Genomic DNA, 22,109 nt, shown 5'->3' with positions numbered 1-22,109 from the left:
ATGCTCACTTCTGTTTCGGTTTGGCGTTCACATGCCGCAGCAGGTCCGCGAGCCGTCTGCCTTCCTGATCGGGATACGGCTCACGCACTTCGAGTTGCTGGATCTTCTCGAGCCCGAAGTTGCGGAAATCGCCGCGCAATTCACACCACGCGCCAAGCGTCCAGCGCGCGCCCCAATAGGCGAGTGCGAGCGGCCACACGCGCCGCTCCGTCGCCGCGCCGTTGGCATCCGTGTACGCAAAGCTCACCACATGCCGCGCGTCGATCGCGCGGTGCAGCGTGTCGAGCTGCGTCGAAAAATCGCTTTTGATGTGGAACGACGGCGCGAAGATCGCGAGCCTTTCAAGGGACGCGCGCTTGTCTGCGGGCATGGCCGACGCAATCTTGGCCAGTGCGCCGCGCGCTCCGCTCGCGAAGCCGGCGCCGCCCCACGATTCGAGCATGCGCGCGCCGGCGGCGAGCGCCGCGAGTTCATCGGCGGTGAAGGTCAGCGGCGGAAGACTCGCACTGCGGCTCAGCCGGTAGCCGATGCCGGCCTCGCCTTCGATCGGCACGCCGGATAGCTGCAGGTCGCGCACGTCGCGATAGACGGTGCGCAGCGAGATGTTGAGCCAGTCGGCGAGTTGTTGCGCGGTGGTCAAACGCCGGCCGCGCAGCAATTCGGCGATCTGGAACAGACGGTCGGCGCGGCGCGTCATCGTGGGCGTCTTGTAGAAGAGGACAGGGACAGTCCCGCGATGATAGCGCCGCATGCCGCGCTCCGGTCAGCGTTCGGGTTGGCGTTGAGTCGAGCGCTTGGGTGTGCGTTCGCGCGAGCGTTTGAGTGGATGCTCAGGTGAGCGTTCGGACGGCGGGTTCGATGCGTGTGTCGCCCGCGCGGGCGTTACCCGTTCGATGGCCGCTGTCCGCAGCGCGGTTAGCCGTTGGTGCGCGAATGCAGGCCGAGGCGATTGCCTTCGCTGTCGATGAAAAACGCGATATAGCCGATGTCCTGCGGCAGCTTGATGACGGGTCCGTCGGTCTTGCCGCCGGCTTCTTCGATGCGGGCGAGCGCAGCGTCGACGGTCGGCTGCGCGTTCAGGTAGACGAGCACGCCGTCGCCGTTCGGGGTCATCGACGGGCTGTGGACGATCGCGCCGCCCGTCGCCGGTTCTTCGTAGCCGAACACGGCGATGGGCTGGCCGCCGATTTCCTGGCGGTTCAGCTTCACGTCGAGCGCGGCTTCATAAAAGCGCACGGCGCGGTCGAAATCGACGGACGGGATTTCGAACCATGCAACAACTTTGGACGATGCGGACATGACACTCTCCTGTGGATGGCGGTAAGCCGGATAAATCGCCGGATGGCGTGAGGAGGAGTGTGCGGGGGTGCTACTGACAGCGTGGTGTCAGTAGGGTGGGGCGGTCGGGCTGGGTCGTGCGATCGTGCGGATGGGCGAGGTGAGAAAAAACCGCGGCACTGTGTGTGGCCGCGGTTTGTTTCTGGCTGCGTTTGCTTGGCGCTTGTTGTTTGTCGCTTGCCGCTTGTCTTAACCGGCAGGCGTATCGCCTTGCGGCCGCTGACGCACGCTGCCCGCGATCAGATCGAAGCGGAACAGCCGGCATTCGAGCGCTCCGTTAAAGAGCGGTGTCTTCGTCGATTCGCGCAGGCGCAACTGGCCCGGCAGCTTGCGATCCGACGTCAGGATGAATGCGTGCCAGCCGGTGAAGCGCTGCTTGAGCGCGTCGCCGAGCGACTGGAAGAACTCGCTGTCGGGCGCTTCTTCCTGGGCGCGGCGAAAGCTGTCGTCCTCGCGGTTGTCGCGGCTGCGTCCTTCACGTCCTTCGCGGATTTCGCCGCGCGCGTTGCGTCCGCGCACTTCGATCCGCTCACCATACGGCGGATTGGCGACGAGAATGCCCGGCGCCGAAGTCGGCGGCGTCATGCCGCGCGCGTCGACCTGTTTGAGCGGAATGGTCGGCAAGCCGGCGCGCTGGAAATTCGCGCGCGCCTTGTCGAGCATGTCGCCGGAAATATCGCTGCCGAAAATCTGCAGGTCGGCGCGCGAGTTGCGGGCGGCGTGCTTGGCGTCGAGCGCGGCGGCCTTCAGCGTCTGCCACGTTTTGCTGTCGTACTGCTTGAGCTTTTCGAAGCCGAAGCGGCGTTCGGCGCCGGGCGCGATGTCGAGCGCGACCTGCGCGGCTTCGGCGAGGAACGTGCCGCTGCCGCACATCGGGTCGTATAGCGGCGTGCCGGCGCTCCAGCCCGTCAGACGCAGAATGCCCGCCGCGAGATTTTCGCGCAGCGGCGCCGCGCCCTTGTCGAGGCGCCAGCCGCGCTTGAAGAGCGGGTCGCCGGACGTGTCGAGGTAAAGCGTGCAGTCCGTCGCGGTGAGGAACGCGAACACGCGGACGTCGGGCGTCGCAGTGTCGATGTTCGGGCGCGCGCCGCTGACTTCGCGCAGACGGTCGCAGATCGCGTCCTTCACGCGCAGCGTGGTGAATTCGAGGCTGCGCAGCGGCGACTTGATCGCGGTGACGTCGACGCGCAGCGTTTCGTTCGCAGAGAACCATTGCTCCCAGCGTTGTTCGACGGCGAGTGCGTAGATGTCCTGCTCGCTGCGATACGGACGATGCGCGATTTTCAGCAGCACGCGGCTCGCGAGGCGCGAATGCAGATTGGCCGCCATGCCGGCTGCCCAGCCGCCGCGAAAATGCACGCCGCCGGGGACTTGCGAGCCGGGCGCGAACGGCGCGCCGTGCAGATGCTTCGCGGCGATCTCGGCGAGTTCGGAGGCGAGCGCGGCTTCGAGACCGCGCGGGCAGGGGAGGAAGAAATCGAAGGACATGGAGGGGCTAGCCGGTGGGCTGTGGGTAAGGGGGTATTGTACGCGGTGGGGTGTGGGGGGTGCTTTTTGGCCCTTTGGCCTTTTCTTGTTTTTTGTCGGTGGTCTATTTGTGTTGCACCTGGCTTGCTTTGGCCTTTCCTTGTTTTCTCGGTGGTCTATTGGCGTTGCCCCTGTGCGGGGCGGCACTCACTTTCTTTGCCGCCGCAAAGAAAGTAAGCAAAGAAAGCGGGCTTACACCGCCAGCTTATAGATGGCTCCCCCAGTTCTGAGGCGGCAGTGGTGCGCCTGACATCCGTGCCCTCGCACATTCGACGCCCGTGACAAGGCAGTCATTCTTCCCCACTTGCACTGCGTGCTCGCCGGAAGGGTTCGCTTAGAGCCTCTCGCTTGCTTGTTAACGCCGTTGGCCTTTCCTTGTTTTCATGGTGGTCTATTTGTGTTGCCCCTGTGCGGGGCGGCACTCACTTTCTTTGCCGCCGCAAAGAAAGTAAGCAAAGAAAGCGGGCTCACACCGCCAGCTTATAAGTGGGTTCCGTTGCTCGGTGCGGGCAGTGGTGCGGCAGACATCCGTGCTCTCGCGCATTCGGCGTTAGTGACAAGGCAGTCATGCTTCCCGACTTGCACTGCGTGCTCGCCGGAAGGGTTGCTTCCGGCGCGCACGCCGCTTCGCGCACGACCGGAAATCGCGCCTGTTGTCTTGCGAAATGTCCCGCGCCTATCCCGTTCTCGCCGGCGTAGTCTTGTATTGGGTGCCACGTGGAAGTCTGGTCAGAGCTGCACAGCCGTCGCAACCAGCGCTGCACACGTTTCCACGGTCTTAATGGCATCTATCGCGTGGCGTCCGTCACGGCGCGCGGTTTTTTCGGTCGTTTCTATCAGAAAGAGAAAAAACATGAAATGGTATCTGCTAGTGCTTTCGAAGTACGTTGAATTCAGTGGACGAGCGCGTCGCAAGGAATACTGGATGTTCCTACTGTTCAACGTAATCATCGGGATTGCCTACGGAGTCGTGCTGGTCATCCTCGATCTGGAAGAGTCCAGGTTCTGGCGCAACCTTTATCCCTTGCTGGTGTTCCTTCCGGGCCTGGCGGCGCTGGTTCGTCGCATGCACGATTCCAACCGAAGCGGTTGGTGGGCCCTTTGCCCCGTCGCCAACCTGGTGTTTGCCTGCTTCGAGGGAACGCGAGGCCAAAACCGCTTCGGCCCCGACCCAAAGCAACCAACGCAATGAGCGAGCGCTGACCCTTCAATAGAGCGAAGAGCGAAGAGCGAAGAGCGAAGAGCGAAAAGCGAAAAGCGAAAAGCGAAGAGCGAAAAGCGAAAAGCGAAAAGCGAAAAGCGAAAAGCGAAGAGCGAAGAGCGAAACAGACACCACAGCGAACCCTTCCGACGAGCACGAGTGCGAGTCGGGAAGCATGACTGCCTTGTCACAAGTGCGGAGTGCGCGAGAGCACGGATGTAAGGCGTGCCACCGCCATCTCCGAGCAAGGGGCTCCACTTATAAGCTAGCGGTGTAAGCCCGCTTTCTTTGCTTACTTTCTTTGCGGCGGCAAAGAAAGTAAGTGCCGCCCCGCACAGGGGCAACACGAATAGACCACAACGAATTCAAGGAAAGGCAAAAAAGAAAGCAAAAAAACCAACGTGAAAAGCACAAAAACCAATCACCGCCCAGCAACACCCGCATCCAAAGCAGGACACCCCGGCACACTACCGCGAGTACTCGCCTTCGTCCCCTGCGAAGCAGAAGCAGAACCCGCAGCAGCAGCCATAGCCTGCAACGCAGCAGCCACCTGCGCAGAAACGCGCATCAAAGCCCGCCGATGCCCATCAACAAGCGCATCATACCCACCACCGACAGGCTCACTAACAACACTCCTGCAAGTCATCACAGCAGTACTGCGCACGGCCCGCACGCTCCACACCGCATCGATCAGCGCATGCGACCCAGGCCACGACTCAAACCGCTGCACATTCATGCTCACGCGATACACCGGCGTCGCATCGGAATAAGCCGTCCCGTACACATCAATCGTATTGAGTTGCTGAGTGAGACTGGTCGACAACGCGCGGCGCAGTTCATCGCCGGGCAGCGACGCCCAGCGATCTTCTTCCAGCACCTTGACCTGCGTCGGTCCCGTCTGCACGACGAGCTGAGTCTTCGCGACTTGCGGCGGCACATCGATAGGCGCGACTTCGATCAGCCACGCAGGCGCCGCCGACGTCCGCAAGCCCGACGCCGCAGCGGACGCAGCGCCATTCACATCGCCCAACGTATAAAACCGGCTACTCGGCGACGCACACGCCGCGACCGCCAGCACCGCGGCGAGCGCACCGGCACGAACAGCGCTGCGCGCCACTACGCGCGACAAACGGGGGAGTCGAACGAACATCATGGCTTGTCTCCTGCTTTACCGCGCAACAACGATTCCGGGTGGCGCTCGAGATAATCCGACAGCGCATTCAGCGACTGCAACGTGCGCGTCAATTCCTGCAACGCCTGATGCACATCCGACTGCAACGGCGAGTCCTGCTGCAACGTCGCCTCGGCCGAGCCGAACGTCTGTTTCGCGGCGGCCAGCGTGTCGCGGGCTTGCGGCACGACTTCCGTGTCCAGTCGCTTGAAGAGCTGGTCGGCATTCTTCAGCGCGCTGTTCAGGTTGTTGCCGATCTGATCGAACGGCACCTTGTCGAGCTTCTTCGCGATGTCGGCGACCTGCAATTGCAGCTCGTCGAGCGTGTTCGGAATGGTCGGCAATTCGAGCGGGTCGCTGGCTACGTCGACGGTGGCCGGCGGCGCCTTCGGGAAAATGTCGAGCGCGACGTACAACTGGCTCGTGATCAGATTGCCCGTGCGCAACTGGCCGCGCAGTCCGTGCTTGACGAGTTGTTGCAGCAGCGTCTGACCGGCGAGGCTGCCCGGCGTCGGCGCGGTTTCGCGGAAGCGCTTGCCGAGGCGGTCAGGGTAGATGTTCATCGTCACCGGCATCGTGAAGCTGCGCGTCTTCGGATCGTAGTCGATGCCGATGTTGGTCACCTGACCGAGCACGATGCCGCGGAAATCGACCGGCGCGCCGACCGACAGACCGCGCAGAGACTGGTTGAAGTTCATCACGACGCGCAGCGGCACGCCGTCCGGCTCGCGCATCGCGTCGCCTTCGTCGGAACCGAGGCGGAACGTCATGTTGTTCGGCGCCTGCGCGCCCACGCCCTGACCCGGCGGCGACTGGAACGACAAGCCGCCGACGATCACCGTCGCGAGCGACTGCGTGTTCAGCTTGAAGCCGCTCGAATCGAGCCGCAGATCGACGCCGCTCGCATGCCACCAGCGCGAATTGGTGCCGACGTACTGGTCGAACGGCGCGGACACGAACACCTGCATGGTCACGCCGGTGCCGTCCTTGTCGAGCGAGAAGCCGACCACCTGGCCGACCTGCACGCGGCGATAAAAAATCGGCGAGCCGATGTCGATGGAGCCGAGCGAATCGCCATGCAGAATGAACTGATGGCCCTTCTGGTCGCCGGTAATCGGCGGCGGCGTCTCGAGGCCGACGAAGTTCTTCTCGCTGTCCGGCGAATGACCGGCGTCCGCGCCGATATAGGCGCCGGAGAGCAGTGTGGTGAGGCCCGACACGCCGCTCGCGCCCACGCGCGGCCGCACGACCCAGAAGCGCGAATCCTTGACCGCGAAGTCTTCGCCTTCCTTCGTCAACTGCACCTGCACGAGCACGTGCGAAAGATCCTTCGACAACGTGATCGACTTGACCGCGCCGACGTCGACGTCCTTGTACTTGACCTTGGTCTTGCCAGGCTCTAGCCCTTCCGCGCTGATGAAACTGATCGTGATGGTCGGGCCTTTTTCCGTCACCGATTTGATGACGAGCGCAATGCCGATCAGCGCGGCAATCAGAGGGATCACCCAGACGAGCGACGGCAGCCAGCGGCTACGCGGCTCGATGTCGGGGTCGGGCAGTTGGGGCGGCAGCTTCGGTCCGTTCGAATCGTTGCGCGGCGCATCGGAGGCGGGCGTCGGTCCTGGCGGGCTAGTCATGTTCGAGGTCCTGAGGTTTTTGGGTACTGCCGTCCACGTGGTCCCAGATGAGCCGTGGATCGAATTGCATGGAGGCCATCATCGTCAGGATCACTACCGAGCCGAACGCAATCGCGCCCGGGCCGGCCGTGATCACGGCAAGCGATTTGAAACGCACGAGCGCCACGGTCAACGTGACGACGAACACGTCGAGCATCGACCAGCGGCCGATCCGCTCGACCATCCGATAGAGCGTCGTGCGCTGCTCCGGCCGCCAGCGCGAGCGTCGCTGCGCGGTGACGGTGAGCAGCACGAGCACGCTCAGCTTCAGCATCGGCACCATGATGCTGGCGATGAACACGATCACCGCGAGCGGCCAGTCGCCGGAGGTCCAGAAATAAACGACGCCGCTCATGATGGTGTCGTCCTCGGAACCGAGCAACGACGACGTGTGCATGACCGGCAACAAATTTGCCGGAATATACAGCAAGGCTGCGGCGATCAGCAGCGCCCAGGTTCGCATCAGGCTGTCGGGATTGCGCGAGTGCAGATGTGCGCCGCAACGCCCGCAGTGCTGCGGCGTGACCGAGCGGATGCGCGGCTCGACGCGTCCGCACGCATGGCAGGCCACGAGCCCCGCGCGTTTTGCGGTGACGTATTTCATCGCGCGGGTCATCCTCGATTGGAGGCCGGCGGGGCGCCGGGAGTGGTGCCGCGGCCAAGGTCGCTGCGTGTGTCGCGGCTGGAGTCGGCTTCGTCGCCGGCTTGCAGCAGCGGCGGCGCGGGCGGGCCGGCCATCGAGCCGAGCGCGGCTGCCGCGCTGTCGGCCGACGTGCGCGGCAGCGGCCGCTGGCCGCGCGCGCCGAGTTCGTCGGCGAGGTCCCACAGAATGCGCGGATCGAACGTGACGACCACGGCGAACATCAGCGTGAGCGCGCCGAACGCGAAGAGCGCCGCTTCCGGAATCACGCGCGCGAGACTGACCATCTTCACGATGGTGATGAGCACGCCGAGCATGAACACTTCGATCATGCCCCAGGGCCGCACGAACTGGATCGCGCGCAACACGCGGTTAAAGCCTCCCGGCACATAGCCGGCGCGCAGCGGCACCAGTACGTAGAGCAGCGCGACGAGTTCGGTGAGCGGAAACAGAATCGTCGAGCAGAACACCATGACGGCGACGATCTGCATGTTCTCGTTCCACAGCGCGACGAGCGCACCGAACAGCGTGGTCTGCGAGGTAATGCCATTAGTCTCCAGCTCGACGATGGGGAAGCCCTGCGCGATCAGGAACGTGATCAGCGCGGCGAGCGTCATGGCGCTGATGCCGTCGAGCTTGCGCGATACGCCCGCGTAGAGCGTGGCGCCGCAGCGCGGACAGCGGGCGACTTTGCGCCCGACAAGCCGTGGCTTGCGGAACAGCGTATCGCATTCATGGCACGCGATCAGGTTGTCATGTTCCATGCGGCAGCGGGCCAACGATATGTAAGTGAGCGTGCAATGCCGGTCGCAATTTCGGTGGCAATACTGGTTGCAATGCGGGTCGCAATGTAGCCGATTCGGCGGGTCTGTAAAAATTCGTGGAGCAATAGTACCAAAAGGCATTGCCGCGCCGCGCCGGTGAGCGCGAAACGCTTGGCGCGCAACGGTTCTGACAGCGTCCGTCCCCAATTGTTCAACCGGCTGATCCGGGAACGTGAAGGCGTCCTTCGGTCAATTTCGCTTTGCCGCAGCCAGCTTTTTGCGCTTCGGGTAGCATGGCGGCCTGGTGCGTCTCGAAGGCCGCGGCGCCCGGCACTTTGGCGATGGACTTTACATCGGCGGGGAATAGCCGGGGGTGCCGCGCCGTTAACCTCTCTTAGCAAGCGTTGACCTGTCATGGCACACAATCCTTCATTCGGCGGCCGGGAGTCGTACACGCGGACCGCCATTGCGATTCATTGGCTGATCGCGCTGCTGATCGTTTGCGGCTTCGCGCTCGGCTGGGTGATGACCGACATTCCCGGTTTCACGCCGACCAAGCTGCGCTATTTTTCGTGGCATAAGTGGATCGGCGTGACAGTGTTCGCGCTCGCTGTCGTGCGCATTCTGTGGCGCGCCACGCACGGCGCGCCGGCGATGCCGCGCCGCATGCCCGCCTGGCAGCGCGGCGCCGCCCATCTCGTGCATCTGCTGCTGTATGCGTTGATGATTGCAATTCCCGTCTCCGGTTATCTGTATAGCTCGGCGGCGAACGTGCCGGTCGTCTATCTCGGTCTGATCCCGCTGCCGCGGCTGATCGCGCCGGACCCGCATCTGAAGGAACTGCTCAAGAACGTCCACATCGTGTTGAATTACACGTTGCTGGCGCTGGTCGCGATGCATGTCGCGGCGGCGCTCAAGCATCAGTGGCTGGACCGCGACGGGCTGCTGTCGCGCATGATTCCCTTCCTCAAATAAGGACCACCATGAAGGTCTCGTTTTATCGCTACATGCTGGCGGCGTTTGCCGCAGCCTCGCTGACCGCGGCCGGCGGCGCGCTGGCCCAGGTCGACACCGCGAAGAGTTCGGTGACGGCTACCTCGAAGCAGATGAACGTGCCGGTCGAAGGCAAGTTCGGCAAATTCACCGCGCAGGTCAAGTTCGATCCGGCCAAGCCCGCCGAGGGCAGCGCGCAACTGAACATCGACGTGGCGAGCTACGATCTCGGCGACGAGAGCTATAACGATCAGGTCCGCGGCAAGGAATGGTTCGACGCGAAGACCTATCCGAGCGCGACCTTCGTTTCGAGCGCGATTGCGCCGGCCGGCGGCAATCAGTACAAGGTGACGGGCAAGCTGACCATCAAGGGCAAATCGCAGACGGTCGTGGTGCCCGTCACCGTGACGCAGCAGGGCGCGACGCAGGCGTTCGACGGCTCGTTGCCGATCAAGCGTTCGCAGTTCGACATCGGCACGGGCGAGTGGAAAGACACGTCCGTGGTTGCCGACGACGTCGTCATCAAGTTTCATATCGTAGCCGCACGCAAGTGACTTGCGCTGCGCGTTGAGCGCAGCCGTTCTTACCTGACTGGGAGCATGAATTGAAGACATCCACGTTGATCGCCGCCGGTGCATTGGCCTCCTGCGTTTCGCTTGGCGCATTCGCCGCAGCCGACACCTATCAGCTCGACCCGACGCACACCTATCCGAGTTTCGAGGCGGACCACTTCGGCGGCCTGTCGGTGTGGCGCGGCAAGTTCACGAAAAGCTCGGGCACGGTCACGCTCGACCGCGTGGCCAAGACCGGCACGGTCGAAGTGAACGTCGATGCGGCGTCGATTTCCACCGGCAACGGCAAGCTGGACGATCACCTGAAGACGGCGGAGTTCTTCGACGTCGCCAAGTTTCCCGCCGCGACGTACAAAGGCACCGACATCAAGTTCGACGGCGACAAGCCGTCGGAAGTGGTCGGCAGCCTGACGCTGCACGGCGTGACGAAGCCGCTGAATCTGAAGGTGGAGTCGTTCAAGTGCATGCAGCACCCGGTGCTCAAGCGCGAAGTGTGCGGCGTCGAGGCCAGCGCGCAATTCAATCGCGCGGATTACGGCATGGATTTCGGCAGCAAGTACGGCTTTAGCATGGAGACGAAGCTGCATATCCAGGCTGAGGGCATCAAGCAATAAGCGCTGGTGAGGGCGCAGCGGGCGCCTGCCCGCTTGCGCCTGCCGCTTGCGGTTGCGCTTGAGAGGATGCCGCCGTCGCGGCGCATCAAAAAGCAAACGGTCCGTTTTACCGCGCGTTTTACCGCTGTTCCGGCCGCTTCGTCGCTTTCGCGACGAAGCGGCTTTTTCATGGCGTCGCCGGAAATCGAAGGCGATCGAGGCGTTATGTGAGGCCGGTTCGACATTTCGCACTCGCGCCGCTTTAATTTTTCGGGTACATAGAGCGCTGGCACCGCATTGGTTGTGCGCGCATCCAATGCGGCGAGATCGGGCGTCGGCTCGCATCCATAATATTCGCGCGAACTGGAGATCTGCATGAACGCAACGACTGCAGCAAGCCTTGCGGGAAGCCGGCGAAATTCGTGGCGGGCGGTGATCGCCGCGTCCATCGGCAACGCGCTGGAATGGTTCGATCTCGTGGTCTACGGTTTTTTTGCCGTGGTGATCGCGAAGCTGTTTTTTCCGGCCGGCAACGACACCGTGTCGCTGCTGCTCACGCTCGGCACGTTCGGCGTGTCGTTCTTCATGCGGCCGCTCGGGGCCATCGTGATCGGTGCGTACGCCGACCGCGCCGGACGCAAGGCGGCGCTCACGCTGTCCATCCTGCTGATGATGGGCGGCACGCTGATCATCGCGATTTTGCCGACGTACCGAAGCATCGGCATCGCGGCGCCGGTGATTCTCGTCATCGCGCGTTTGATGCAGGGCTTCTCGGCCGGCGGCGAATTCGGCAGCGCGACGGCGTTTCTCGCGGAGCATGTGCCGGCGCGGCGCGGCTTTTTCGCAAGCTGGCAGGTCGCGAGCCAGGGGCTCACGACGCTGCTCGCGGCCGGTTTCGGCGTCGTGCTGACGGGCAATCTGACGCCGGAGCAGATGGCGGCCTGGGGGTGGCGCGTGCCGTTTTTCTTCGGGCTGCTGATCGGACCGGTTGCCTGGTACATTCGCACGAAGCTCGACGAGACGCCCGAGTTTCTCGCCGCGGATACCACCACGACGCCGCTGCGCGATACCTTCACGAGCCAGAAGCTGCGGCTCCTGATCGCAATCGGCGCGGTCGTGCTCGGCACGGTGTCGACTTACCTCGTGCTGTTCATGCCCACCTTCGGCGTGAAGCAACTGGGGCTCGCGCCATCGGTTGCGTTTTCGGCGATCGCGCTGACCGGCCTGATCCAGATGGTGTTTGCGCCGCTCGTTGGGCATCTGTCGGATCGGCACGGACGCACGACGATCATGCTGATCTCCGGCGTGCTGCTGCTCGTGCTGATCTATCCGGCGTTCGTCTATCTGGTCGCACATCCTACGTTCGGCACGCTGATCGCGCTGCAAATCCTGCTCGGTTTCCTGATGACCGGCTATTTCGCGGCGCTGCCGGGCTTGCTGTCGGAGATGTTTCCGGTGCAAACGCGCACGACCGGCATGTCGCTCGCCTATAACATCGCGGTCACGGTGTTCGGCGGCTTCGGGCCGTTCATCATCGCGTGGCTGATCAGCTTTACCGGTTCGAAGGCCGCGCCGAGTTATTACCTGATTTTCGCCGCGCTGTTGAGCCTGGCGTCGCTGGTGGCGGCGCGACGGAAGTTGGGGTTCCGGTAGGCTCGTAAGCGGACATCGCGCGGTAAACGCAAAAGGCCGGTTCGTCGATGAACCGGCCTTTTGCTTTACAACGATGCACTGCGCGTTAGTTAAACGCCATCACACCTGCGCACCCGCATTCGGATCGTTCGGATCAACGCGTTCTTTCTTGTCCTTCACCAGATCCTCGCGCTTCACGCCGAACCACATTGCGAGCGCCGCCGCGACGAACACCGACGAGTAGATACCGAACAGAATACCGACCGTCAGCGCCAGCGCGAAGTAGTGCAGCGTCGGGCCGCCGAACAGGAACATCGACAGCACCATCATCTGCGTACAGCCGTGCGTGATGACGGTTCGCGACATCGTGCTCGTAATCGCGTGGTTGATGACTTCGATCACCGTCATCTTGCGTTCGCGGCGGAAGGTCTCGCGAATCCGGTCGAAGATAACCACCGATTCGTTCACCGAATAACCCAGCACCGCGAGCACCGCAGCCAGCACCGACAGCGAGAACTCCCACTGGAAGAACGCGAAGAAGCCGAGAATGATCACGACGTCGTGCAAGTTCGCGATCACACCGGCCACCGCGTACTTCCATTCGAAGCGGAACGACAGATAGATCACGATGCCCACAACCACGCAGGCGAGCGCGAGCAGGCCGTCGGTGGCGAGTTCCTTGCCGACCTGCGGGCCGACGAACTCCACGCGCTGCAACTGCACCTGCGGCGTATCGGTCTTGAGCGCGCTCATCACCTGGTCGCTCTGCTGCGCGGACGTCAGCCCTTGCTTGAGCGGCAAACGGATCAGCACGTCGCGCGAGGTGCCGAAGTTCTGCACCTGCGCGTCGCCATAGCCGAGCTTGTTCAACGTGCCGCGCACCGGGTCGAGCGGCGCCGCGCCCGGATACTGCACTTCGATGACCGTGCCGCCGGTGAACTCCACCGACAGATGCAGCCCGCGATGCACGAGAAAGAACACGGCGGCGAGGAACGTCAGCAGCGAAATGGCGTTGAAGATCAACGCACGCTGCATGAACGGAATGTCTTTGCGAAAGCGGAAAAATTCCATGGTCTTGTTCTCCGGGACTCAGCGGGATGAACCCGGTTTCTGCGACGAGCTCGGCGTGCCCGGCGCGTTGCGGCGACGCACGGTCGGCTTGCCCGCGCGCGACTGCGCGGCGGCGGCCGGCGCTTTCTGCTTCGCGGCGGCGGCTGCGCTTGCCGCGCGCATGGCTTGCGCGGTGTCGGTTGCAGCGTCGTCTGCGGTCAGGTCATTACCCAGATAAGCAGCCGAGCCCGCGGCCGCGGTTTCCGGACGCCACACCTGGCCAATGGCCAGCGACTTCAGCTTCTTCTTGCCGCCGTACCAGAGGTTCACGATACCGCGCGAGAAGAACACCGCCGAGAACATCGACGTGAGAATGCCGATACAGTGGACGATTGCAAAACCGCGCACCGGACCGGAGCCGAAGGCGAGCAGCGCGACACCGGCGATCAGCGTGGTGACGTTCGAGTCGAGAATCGTCGCCCACGCATGCGCGTAGCCGTTCTGGATCGCCAGTTGCGGCGGCGCGCCGTTGCGCAGTTCTTCACGCACGCGTTCGTTGATCAGCACGTTGGCGTCGATCGCCATGCCGAGCGCGAGCGCGATAGCCGCGATACCCGGCAGCGTGAGCGTGGCCTGCAACATCGACAGCACCGCGACGAGCAGCAAGAGGTTCACGGACAGGCCGATCATCGAGATCACGCCGAACAGCATGTAGTACGCGATCATGAAGACGGCGATGGCCGCGAAGCCCCACACCACCGAGTGGAAGCCCTTCTTGATGTTGTCGGCGCCGAGGCTCGGGCCGATGGTGCGTTCCTCGATGATGTCCATCGGCGCGGCCAGCGAACCGGCGCGCAGCAGCAGCGCGAGGTCGGCGGCGCCTTGCGGCGTGGCCTGGCCGGTGATCTGGAAGCGGTCGCCCAGTTCCGACTGGATGGTCGCCACCGTCAGCACTTCGCCCTTGCCCTTTTCGAACAGCACCATCGCCATCGGCTTGCCGATGTTGTCGCGCGAGACACTGCGCACCGCGCGGCCGCCGGCCGAGTCGAGGCGAATGTTGACGGACGGACGCTGATGCTCGTCGAAGCCCGCCGACGCGTCGATAATCCGGTCGCCCGTGAAGATGATCTGCTTTCTCAGCAGCACCGGCGTCTGGTTGCCTTGCGTGAACAGTTCGTCGCCTGGCGGCACCGGATCGGACGGATTCGGATGCGTGTTGACCGGATCGGCGAGGCGCGCTTCGAGCGTCGCCGTGCGGCCGATGATGTCCTTCGCCTTCGCCGTGTCCTGCACGCCCGGCAGTTCGACCACGATCCGGTCGGTGCCTTGCTGCTGGATCACAGGCTCGGCCACGCCGAGTTCGTTCACGCGGTTATGCAGTGTGGTGATGTTCTGCTTGAGCGCGGCGTCCTGCACGGCTTTCTGCACCGTCGGCGTGAACGTGCCGACGAGTTGCACCGAGCCGTCCGGACTGTTTTGCGACGCCCATTGCAATTCGCCGATGCCGCGGCCCAGTTGTTTCGCCGCCGCATCCGCCGTCGCCTGGTCGGCGAAATTGATCACCACCGTCTGGTTGACGCGGTTCACGCCGCCGTCGCGGATATTATTGTCGCGCAGGAGCGTGCGGGCGTCGGACGCGTCGGAGTCGAGCTTCTTGTTCAGCGCGCCCGCCATGTCCACTTGCAGCAGGAAGTGCACACCGCCGCGCAGATCCAGACCGAGATACATGGGCAGCGCGTGCAACGCGGTCAGCCAGCGCGGCGACGCGCTTTGCAGGTTCAGCGCCACGATGAACTGCGGGTCGTTCGGATCGGTGTTCAGCGACTTTTGCAGCAGGTCTTTCACGCGCAGTTGCATGTCGGTGTCGACAAGGCGCACGCGGATGTTCGCGTTGGCCGACGTGTTGTCGAACGTGACGTCTTCCGGCTTGATCTGATTGGCTGCGAGCGCGGCTTCGACTGCCGACAGCGTGGTCGAGTCGAGCTTGACCGTTGCCTTGCCGCTCGACACCTGCACCGCCGGCGCTTCGCCGAACAGATTGGGCAGCGTGTACACGAGGCCGATGACCAAAGCCACCAGCATCACGGCATATTTCCAGAGGGGGTAACGATTCATGAGTGGTCCAACGGAAGGTTGGCTTGAAAGCGATGCGCCCGGCGATGAGCGCGGGCGATCCGGTCAGGTATGCGTGGATCGCCGGCGAGGCCGCGCCGGACGCGAGAGAGCAGGCCTTACAGCGACTTGATCGTGCCCTTCGGGAGAATCGTCGTGACCGACGCTTTCTGCACGGTGATTTCCGTGCCTTCCGAGATTTCGACGCCGACGTAAGCCTCGCCCACCTTGGTGACCTTGCCGACGATGCCGCCATTCGTCACCACTTCGTCGCCCTTGGCCATGGCGGCGAGCATGTTGCGGTGTTCCTTCTGGCGCTTCATTTGCGGGCGAATCATGATGAAGTACAGCACGCCGAACATGAGGATCAGCGGCAGGAAGCTCATCAGGTTTGATTCGATGCCACCACCTGTGGCCGTGCCTTGGGCGAAGGCATTGGAAATGAACGACACGTTGGTCTCTCCGTTATAGATCAATTCAATCAAAAAAATCAGCCGGTTATTCTACCACCGGCATTGCGCGCGTCGGCGCGGCGTTTCGGCTTTGCGATCAACCGCTTAAAGCCGATTTTTGCCGTCCGCGAAAGTGGATTGTAAGGTTTTTCGCTCGCTGTCTGATGATTCTTGTCCGCAATCAGATTACGTTCGCCGTCATGGCGCGTCGTCGATGCCGCGCGCGCGGTTCTCGTGAAAGCGCTTGCGGAACGGCTCGAACATTTTCGCGTCGATTGCATCGCGCATTTCCTGCATGAGTTCCAGGTAGTAGTGCAGGTTGTGGATCGTATTCAACTGCGCGCCGAGAATTTCCCCCACACGATGCAGATGATGCAGATAGCCGCGAGTGAAATTTCTGCATGTATAGCAACCGCATTGCTCGTCGAGCGGACGCAGCGAATTCTTGTGCGCGGCATTGCGAATCTTGATGTCGCCAAAGCGCGTAAAGAGCCAGCCGTTGCGCGCGTTGCGGGTCGGCATCACGCAGTCGAACATGTCGACGCCGGCCGCGACGCCCGCGACCAGATCTTCCGGCGTGCCGACGCCCATCAGATAGTGCGGCTTGTTGGCCGGCAGCTTCGGGCCGATGTGATTCAGCACGCGCATCATGTCTTCTTTCGGCTCGCCGACCGACAGCCCGCCGATCGCGAGACCGTGAAAATCCTTCTCCGCGAGACCCGCGAGCGACTCGTCGCGCAGGTCTTCGAACATGCCGCCCTGCACGATGCCGAACAGCGCGTTCGGATTGCCCAGGCGCCGGAACTCGTCGATGGAACGCTGCGCCCAGCGCATCGACATGCGCATGGAATCCGCGGCTTCCTTGTGCGAGGTCGGCACGTTGTTGGTCGCGTACGGCGTGCATTCGTCGAACTGCATCACGATGTCCGAGTTCAGCACCTTCTGGATCTGCATCGACACTTCCGGCGACAGAAACAGCTTGTCCCCGTTGATCGGCGAAGCGAACGTCACGCCGTCTTCGGTGATCTTGCGCAGGTCGCCGAGCGAGAACACCTGGAAGCCGCCGGAGTCCGTCAGGACCGGCTTTTTCCAGCCCATGAAGCCGTGCAGCCCGCCATGCGCGCCAATGGTTTCGAGCCCAGGCCGCAGCCAGAGGTGAAACGTATTGCCGAGGATGATCTGCGCGTGCATTTCCTCGAGTTCGCGCGGCTGCACCGCCTTCACCGTGCCGTACGTGCCGACCGGCATGAAGATCGGCGTTTCGACCACGCCGTGATTCAGCGTGACGCGGCCGCGCCGCGCCTGGCCGTCGGTGCCGAGCAGTTCGAATTTGAGGCCGTCGGCGGGTGGTTGCGTTTGATGACCGATGGTCATTGAAATGACTCCTGTGCTACCGGAAAACAGTCCGGCGCGATAAGAAAACGCCGCCGCGAGTGTTCGCAGCGGCTTCAGGGAACGACGAAAACAAGAAGCGCCGGGTTAGCTCAACCGTCGCGCCGCGTCAGAAGCATCGCGTCGCCGTAGCTGAAAAAACGATAGCGCTGTTCGATTGCATGACGATAAGCGGCGCGGATCGTCTCCACGCCGGCGAACGCCGACACCAGCATCAGCAACGTCGACTTCGGCAAATGAAAATTCGTCACCAGCCGATCGACCACGCGGAAGCGGTAGCCCGGCGTGATGAAGATATCGGTTTCCGTGCTCGTCGCCGCAAGCGGGCGGCCTGCGGCTTCGGCGTCGCGCGCGGCGGCTTCGAGCGCGCGCATGGACGTCGTGCCCACCGCGATCACGCGGTTGCCGCGCGCCTTGGTCGCGGCGATCTTGTCGGCGAGCGATTGCGGCAGGTGATACCACTCGCTATGCATCTTGTGCTCGGCGAGATTCTCGACGCGCACTGGCTGGAACGTGCCGGCGCCGACATGCAGCGTCAGCGTCGCGCGCTCCACGCCGTGCGCGTCGAGCCGCGCGAACAGCGCGTCGTCGAAATGCAGGCCCGCCGTGGGCGCCGCAACCGCGCCGGGATTTTGCGCGTACACGGTCTGATAACGGGCTTCGTCGATCGAGTCGGGGTCGTGCTCGATGTACGGCGGCAGCGGCAGCCGCCCGAACTGCTCGATCAGCGTCAGGCAGTCGGCGGGAAAATGCAGCGTGTAGAACGGCTCGACGCGCTCGCCGACGGTGACGTCGAACGCATCGGCAAGACGGATCGTGGTGCCCGGCTGCGGGCTCTTGCTCGCGCGGATTTGCGCGAGCGCCGTGCGCTCGCCGGTCAGGCGTTCGACCAGCACCTCGATCTTGCCGCCACTGGCCTTCTGGCCGAGGAAGCGCGCCTTCAGGACTTTGGTATCGTTGAAGACCAGCAGATCGCCGGGCGCAATGCAGTCGGGCAATTCGGCGAAGCGGCGGTCGATGAGGCGCGCGGCGCGATCGGCGTCGGCCGCGTTGTCCACCTGAAGCAGCCGGCTAGCGCTGCGCTCGGGCAGCGCGACTTGCGCGATCAGCTCGGGCGGCAGATCGAAATCGAAATCGGAAAGCGTAAACATGCGAACGACTGGAAGCGAATGGAAACTGAATTGAGCCGAAGCCTGAGCCGGGCGGCTATGATTGCGGGACGCCGCGGCGGCCCGCGAGCCCGCGCGCTTGCGCAGCCCGCGAACAGCCGCGCGGCCTTCGATACTTTTGACAGCCGATATTGTACTTGCGAAGCAGCCCATGCCTTTGTCCGACCGCCGATTGCCTTCCGCTACCGATGATGCGAGCGCCGAGCCGGCACCCGGCGTCGCGCGCGGCGGCGCGGCGGCGCAAGGCAAACGGGCGGCGCGAACGGGGTCTGCCAAAGCCGCCGAGAAATCGGCAGCCAAATCGGCAGCCAGGCCCGCAGCCAAAGCTGCCGACAAGCCCGTCGACAAACTCGCCAAGCTAGGCCTCACGCGCGACATCGACCTCGTGCTGCATCTGCCGATGCGCTACGAGGACGAAACCTCCCTCACGCCGATCGGCCATCTGCTGCCGGGCGGCATCGCGCAAACCGAGGGCGTCGTGTTCGACAACGAGATCGCCTATCGGCCGCGCCGCCAGTTGCTCGTCAAACTGCGCGACGACGCCGGCGACGAACTCGTGCTGCGGTTCCTCAACTTCTACGGCTCACAGGTCAAGCAGATGGCGATCGGCGCACGGCTGCGCGTGCGCGGCGACGTGCGCGGCGGCTTTTTCGGCATGGAGATGGTGCATCCGGCCGTGCGCGTCGTCGATGAAGACACGCCGCTGCCGCAAGCGCTCACGCCGGTTTATCCGAGCACCGCGGGCGTGACGCAGGCGTATTTGCGCAAGTCCATCGACAACGCGTTGTCGCGCACGTCGCTGCCCGAACTGTTGCCCGAGGCCGTCGCGCGTCAATGGTTGCAGCCGCTTGGCGTGCCCTCGCTGATGGACGCGGTGCGCACGCTGCATCATCCGGACGCGCAATCGGACGAAACCGCGTTGATCGACGGCACGCATCCGGCGTGGGTGCGCATCAAGTTCGAGGAACTGCTCGCGCAGCAGATGTCGCTCAAGCGCGCGCACGACGAGCGCCGCACGCGCGCCGCGCCGGCCATGCCGCGCCGCAAGCTCGGCGATGAGGCGGCGCTGGTCGCGCGTTTGCTCAAAGCGCTGCCGTTTTCGCTGACGAAGGCGCAGGAGCGCGTCGGCGGCGAGATTGCGCTCGACCTCACGCAGCCGCATCCGATGCAGCGGCTCTTGCAAGGCGACGTCGGCAGCGGCAAGACGATTGTCGCCGCGCTCGCGGCCGCGCAGGCAATCGACGCCGGTTATCAGGCCGCGCTAATGGCGCCCACCGAAATCCTCGCGGAGCAGCACGCGCGCAAGCTGCGCGGCTGGCTCGAGCCGCTCGGCGTGAGCGTCGCGTGGCTCGCGGGCAGTCTGAAGGCGAAGGAAAAGCGCGCGGCCATCGAAGCGGCCGCGCTCGGCACCGCGCAACTCGTGATCGGCACGCACGCGATCATTCAGGACACGGTGGAGTTCGCGCGGCTCGGGCTCGTGATCGTCGACGAACAGCATCGCTTCGGCGTCGCACAGCGGCTCGCGCTGCGCGCGAAAGCGCAGAACGCCGCCGACGGCGCGCGCGATTTTCAGCCGCATCAACTGATGATGTCGGCCACGCCGATTCCGCGCACGCTCGCCATGACGTATTACGCGGATCTCGACGTCTCGACCATCGACGAATTGCCGCCCGGACGCACGCCGATTCTCACCAAGCTTGTGTCCGACGCGCGCCGCGAAGAAGTGATCGGCCGCGTGCGCGAAGCCGCGCTGACGGGGCGTCAGGTCTACTGGGTGTGTCCGCTGATCGAGGAAAGCGAGACGCTGCAATTGCAGACCGCCGTCGAGACTTACGAAACCCTCGTCGCGGCGTTGCCCGAATTGAAGGTGGGGCTGGTGCACGGGCGTCTCGCGCCGGCTGAAAAAGCCGCGGTGATGGATGCCTTCACGCGCAACGAAGTGCAATTGCTGGTCGCGACCACGGTGATCGAAGTGGGCGTCGACGTGCCGAACGCGTCGCTGATGGTGATCGAGCACGCCGAGCGCTTCGGCCTCGCGCAATTGCACCAGTTGCGCGGACGCGTGGGGCGCGGCAGCGCGGCGTCGGTGTGCGTGCTGCTCTACACCGGCCCGCTGTCGATGACCGCCCGCGCGCGCCTGCAAACCATGCGAGAGACGACCGACGGCTTCGAAATCGCGCGCCGCGATCTGGAGATTCGCGGCCCCGGCGAGTTTCTCGGCGCGCGGCAATCGGGCGCGGCGATGCTGCGGTTCGCCGACCTGCAAAACGATCAATGGCTGATCGAGCCCGCGCGCGAGGCGGCCGCGGCGCTGCTCGAGCAATATCCGGAAGTCGTCGCCCAGCATCTGGCGCGCTGGCTCGGCGCGCGCGAACAGTATCTGAAGGCTTGAACACGCTGCTGTTGGCGGCGCCGCGGCATGGCGTATTTCGCCGATATTGAAAACCGGCGAACCCGGTTGGCGAACCGACCCTATGGGTGTATAACTAGAACCTATCGAATCCACCGCACTGATTGGTCCCCCAATGACGCTCACCGAATTGAAGTACATCGTCGCCGTTGCCCGCGAGCGGCACTTTGGCCGGGCCGCCGAAGCGTGTTTCGTCAGCCAGCCGACGTTGTCCGTGGCCATCAAGAAGCTCGAGGACGAGCTCAACGTGCAGATTTTCGAGCGCGGCACGAGCGAAGTCAGTGTCACGCCGATCGGCGAGCAGATCGTCACGCAAGCTCAGCGGGTGCTGGAACAGACGCTCGCCATCAAGGAAATCGCCAAGCAGGGCAAAGACCCGCTCGTCGGGCCGCTGCGCCTTGGCGTCATCTATACGATCGGACCGTATCTGCTGCCCACGCTCGTCAAGCAGATGATCAAGCGCGTGCCGCAAATGCCGTTGATGCTGCAGGAAAACTACACGCTCAAGCTGATCGAACTGCTGAAGCAGGGCGAGATCGACGTCGCGATCATGGCGCTGCCGTTCCCGGAAACGGGCTTGATGCTGCGTCCGCTCTACGACGAGCCGTTTGTCGTCGCGCTGCCGTCCGGTCACGCGTGGGAAAACCGTCCGAAAATCGACGCCGACGATCTCAAGCAGGAAACCATGCTGCTGCTCGGCAGCGGTCACTGCTTCCGTGACCACGTGCTCGGCGTGTGTCCGGAGCTGATGCGTTTCTCGCAGAACGCCGACGGCATCCAGAAAACGTTCGAGGGGTCGTCGCTGGAAACGATCCGCCATATGGTGGCGAGCGGCGTCGGCATTACCGTGCTGCCGCGCATGTCGGTGCATGAGGTGAAGCCGCACGCGGGCGGCATCGACTCGGGCCTGCTGTCCTATGTCGCGTTCGGCGAGCCGGTGCCCGATCGCCGCGTCGTGCTCGCGTGGCGCAAGAGTTTTACGCGGATGCCCGCCATCGACGCGATCTGCGACGCCATCAACGCCTGCGACTTGCCGGGCGTGAAGAAGCTGGATTTGCCGGTTGCGGTGAACTGACGCGCGTTGAGCGCGGAAGCAACAGCAGCCGCAGGCGGGGCCCAACTCGCGCCCGCCTTGCGCCTATGACATAGATTAAATTTATAAAACACACGATTTCGATAGTGTTGATATAGTCTTCCTCATACATCGCCCGATGACAAAAACCCGGAGGACATCATGACGCAATCGAACGTGCCGCAAACTCAGACCTTCGCCGCTGAACCGGCCAGCGCCAATGCCGGCTTGGCGGCGGCCATGCTCGGCATGCGCACGGCCGCGTTTTCGTTGCTGGTCGACCGCGCTTTGTCCGCGTAGTCCGCTAATTGTTCGTCTAAGCTTTCGGCATTGCCTTGCCGCGCT

At 63.6% G+C, this 22,109-nt stretch carries 21 protein-coding genes; 8 read left to right on the top strand and 13 right to left on the bottom strand.

All coding sequences use genetic code 11. The features are described from left to right. Positions 1-4: 4 nt before the first annotated feature. The 3 genes from C8K18_RS09780 to C8K18_RS09770 form a co-directional block, all read right to left on the bottom strand. Positions 5-751: a YafY family protein gene (locus tag C8K18_RS09780; protein ID WP_006047929.1), complete on the bottom strand. Its 747-nt coding sequence runs from the start codon at positions 749-751 to the stop codon at positions 5-7. A 164-nt stretch (positions 752-915) separates the two neighbouring features. After that, positions 916-1,299, bottom strand: coding sequence for a VOC family protein (locus C8K18_RS09775; RefSeq protein WP_006047928.1), 384 nt, complete (start codon positions 1,297-1,299; stop codon positions 916-918). 228 nt (positions 1,300-1,527) lie between these two features. Next, positions 1,528-2,826, bottom strand: coding sequence for a class I SAM-dependent RNA methyltransferase (locus C8K18_RS09770; protein WP_029970451.1), 1,299 nt, complete (start codon positions 2,824-2,826; stop codon positions 1,528-1,530). A gap of 892 nt (positions 2,827-3,718) precedes the next feature. Here C8K18_RS09770 and C8K18_RS09760 point away from each other — a divergent pair. Then, positions 3,719-4,057 (top strand): DUF805 domain-containing protein, encoded by a 339-nt coding sequence (locus C8K18_RS09760; protein WP_029970450.1) that lies wholly within the window; start codon positions 3,719-3,721, stop codon positions 4,055-4,057. Between the two features lie 430 nt (positions 4,058-4,487). Here the strand turns inward: C8K18_RS09760 and C8K18_RS09755 are convergent, their stop codons facing one another. From C8K18_RS09755 to C8K18_RS33075, 5 genes are read right to left on the bottom strand one after another with little or no spacing between them, the layout of a single operon-like run. Continuing rightward, positions 4,488-5,219 carry a PqiC family protein gene (locus tag C8K18_RS09755; RefSeq protein WP_107707328.1) on the bottom strand — a complete coding sequence of 244 codons (732 nt, stop codon included), beginning with the start codon at positions 5,217-5,219 and terminating at the stop codon, positions 4,488-4,490. Beyond that, positions 5,216-6,874, bottom strand: coding sequence for an intermembrane transport protein PqiB (locus C8K18_RS09750; RefSeq protein ID WP_029970448.1), 1,659 nt, complete (start codon positions 6,872-6,874; stop codon positions 5,216-5,218). The genes C8K18_RS09755 and C8K18_RS09750 overlap by 4 nt, the downstream gene beginning before the upstream one ends. After that, a complete protein-coding gene (locus C8K18_RS09745) occupies positions 6,867-7,517 on the bottom strand; it encodes a paraquat-inducible protein A (protein ID WP_006047923.1) in 651 nt (216 codons plus the stop codon). Before C8K18_RS09745 ends, C8K18_RS09750 begins: the two co-directional genes overlap by 8 nt. 8 nt (positions 7,518-7,525) lie before the next feature. Further along, positions 7,526-8,317, bottom strand: a complete 792-nt coding sequence (locus C8K18_RS09740) for a paraquat-inducible protein A (RefSeq protein WP_053857523.1) — start codon at positions 8,315-8,317, stop codon at positions 7,526-7,528. Beyond that, positions 8,299-8,532, bottom strand: coding sequence for a hypothetical protein (locus C8K18_RS33075; RefSeq protein ID WP_132384551.1), 234 nt, complete (start codon positions 8,530-8,532; stop codon positions 8,299-8,301). The genes C8K18_RS09740 and C8K18_RS33075 overlap by 19 nt, the downstream gene beginning before the upstream one ends. A 199-nt stretch (positions 8,533-8,731) precedes the next feature. On the opposite strand from C8K18_RS33075, the gene C8K18_RS09735 reads away from it, so the two are divergent. From C8K18_RS09735 to C8K18_RS09720, 4 genes are all read left to right on the top strand, one after another. Further along, positions 8,732-9,292, top strand: a complete 561-nt coding sequence (locus C8K18_RS09735; protein WP_029970446.1) for a cytochrome b — start codon at positions 8,732-8,734, stop codon at positions 9,290-9,292. 8 nt (positions 9,293-9,300) lie between these two features. Further along, positions 9,301-9,864, top strand: a complete 564-nt coding sequence (locus tag C8K18_RS09730; RefSeq protein WP_006047920.1) for a YceI family protein — start codon at positions 9,301-9,303, stop codon at positions 9,862-9,864. A 50-nt stretch (positions 9,865-9,914) separates the two neighbouring features. Then, positions 9,915-10,496 carry a YceI family protein gene (locus tag C8K18_RS09725; protein ID WP_107707327.1) on the top strand — a complete coding sequence of 194 codons (582 nt, stop codon included), beginning with the start codon at positions 9,915-9,917 and terminating at the stop codon, positions 10,494-10,496. 354 nt (positions 10,497-10,850) lie between these two features. Then, positions 10,851-12,128, top strand: a complete 1,278-nt coding sequence (locus C8K18_RS09720; RefSeq protein ID WP_107707326.1) for an MFS transporter — start codon at positions 10,851-10,853, stop codon at positions 12,126-12,128. A 99-nt stretch (positions 12,129-12,227) separates the two neighbouring features. Here C8K18_RS09720 and secF read toward each other — a convergent pair whose 3' ends face one another. The 5 genes from secF to queA form a co-directional block, all read right to left on the bottom strand. Continuing rightward, entirely contained in the window at positions 12,228-13,178 is a 951-nt protein-coding gene (secF, locus tag C8K18_RS09715; RefSeq protein WP_006047917.1) for a protein translocase subunit SecF, read from the bottom strand. Between the two features lie 18 nt (positions 13,179-13,196). Further along, a complete protein-coding gene (secD, locus tag C8K18_RS09710) occupies positions 13,197-15,272 on the bottom strand; it encodes a protein translocase subunit SecD (protein ID WP_107707325.1) in 2,076 nt (691 codons plus the stop codon). Positions 15,273-15,388: 116 nt separating this feature from the next. Beyond that, positions 15,389-15,721: a preprotein translocase subunit YajC gene (gene yajC, locus C8K18_RS09705; protein WP_006047915.1), complete on the bottom strand. Its 333-nt coding sequence runs from the start codon at positions 15,719-15,721 to the stop codon at positions 15,389-15,391. A 198-nt stretch (positions 15,722-15,919) separates the two neighbouring features. Beyond that, positions 15,920-17,095, bottom strand: coding sequence for a tRNA guanosine(34) transglycosylase Tgt (tgt, locus tag C8K18_RS09700; RefSeq protein ID WP_107707324.1), 1,176 nt, complete (start codon positions 17,093-17,095; stop codon positions 15,920-15,922). A gap of 110 nt (positions 17,096-17,205) precedes the next feature. After that, positions 17,206-18,264: a tRNA preQ1(34) S-adenosylmethionine ribosyltransferase-isomerase QueA gene (gene queA / locus C8K18_RS09695; RefSeq protein WP_006047913.1), complete on the bottom strand. Its 1,059-nt coding sequence runs from the start codon at positions 18,262-18,264 to the stop codon at positions 17,206-17,208. Positions 18,265-18,433: 169 nt separating this feature from the next. On the opposite strand from queA, the gene recG reads away from it, so the two are divergent. From recG to C8K18_RS33265, 3 genes are all read left to right on the top strand, one after another. Further along, a complete protein-coding gene (recG, locus tag C8K18_RS09690; RefSeq protein ID WP_107707323.1) occupies positions 18,434-20,674 on the top strand; it encodes an ATP-dependent DNA helicase RecG in 2,241 nt (746 codons plus the stop codon). A gap of 133 nt (positions 20,675-20,807) precedes the next feature. Then, positions 20,808-21,767, top strand: a complete 960-nt coding sequence (locus C8K18_RS09685) for a LysR substrate-binding domain-containing protein (RefSeq protein WP_006047911.1) — start codon at positions 20,808-20,810, stop codon at positions 21,765-21,767. Between the two features lie 159 nt (positions 21,768-21,926). Then, positions 21,927-22,064, top strand: a complete 138-nt coding sequence (locus C8K18_RS33265) for a hypothetical protein (RefSeq protein ID WP_006047910.1) — start codon at positions 21,927-21,929, stop codon at positions 22,062-22,064. Positions 22,065-22,109 lie beyond the last annotated feature (45 nt).

It is taken from the genome of Paraburkholderia sp. GV068 (genome assembly GCF_003058125.1).
Classification (GTDB): Bacteria; Pseudomonadota; Gammaproteobacteria; order Burkholderiales; family Burkholderiaceae; genus Paraburkholderia; species Paraburkholderia graminis.
The sequence above is the reverse complement of the archived record's forward strand: the minus strand, read 5'-3'. Positions and strand labels throughout refer to the sequence as shown.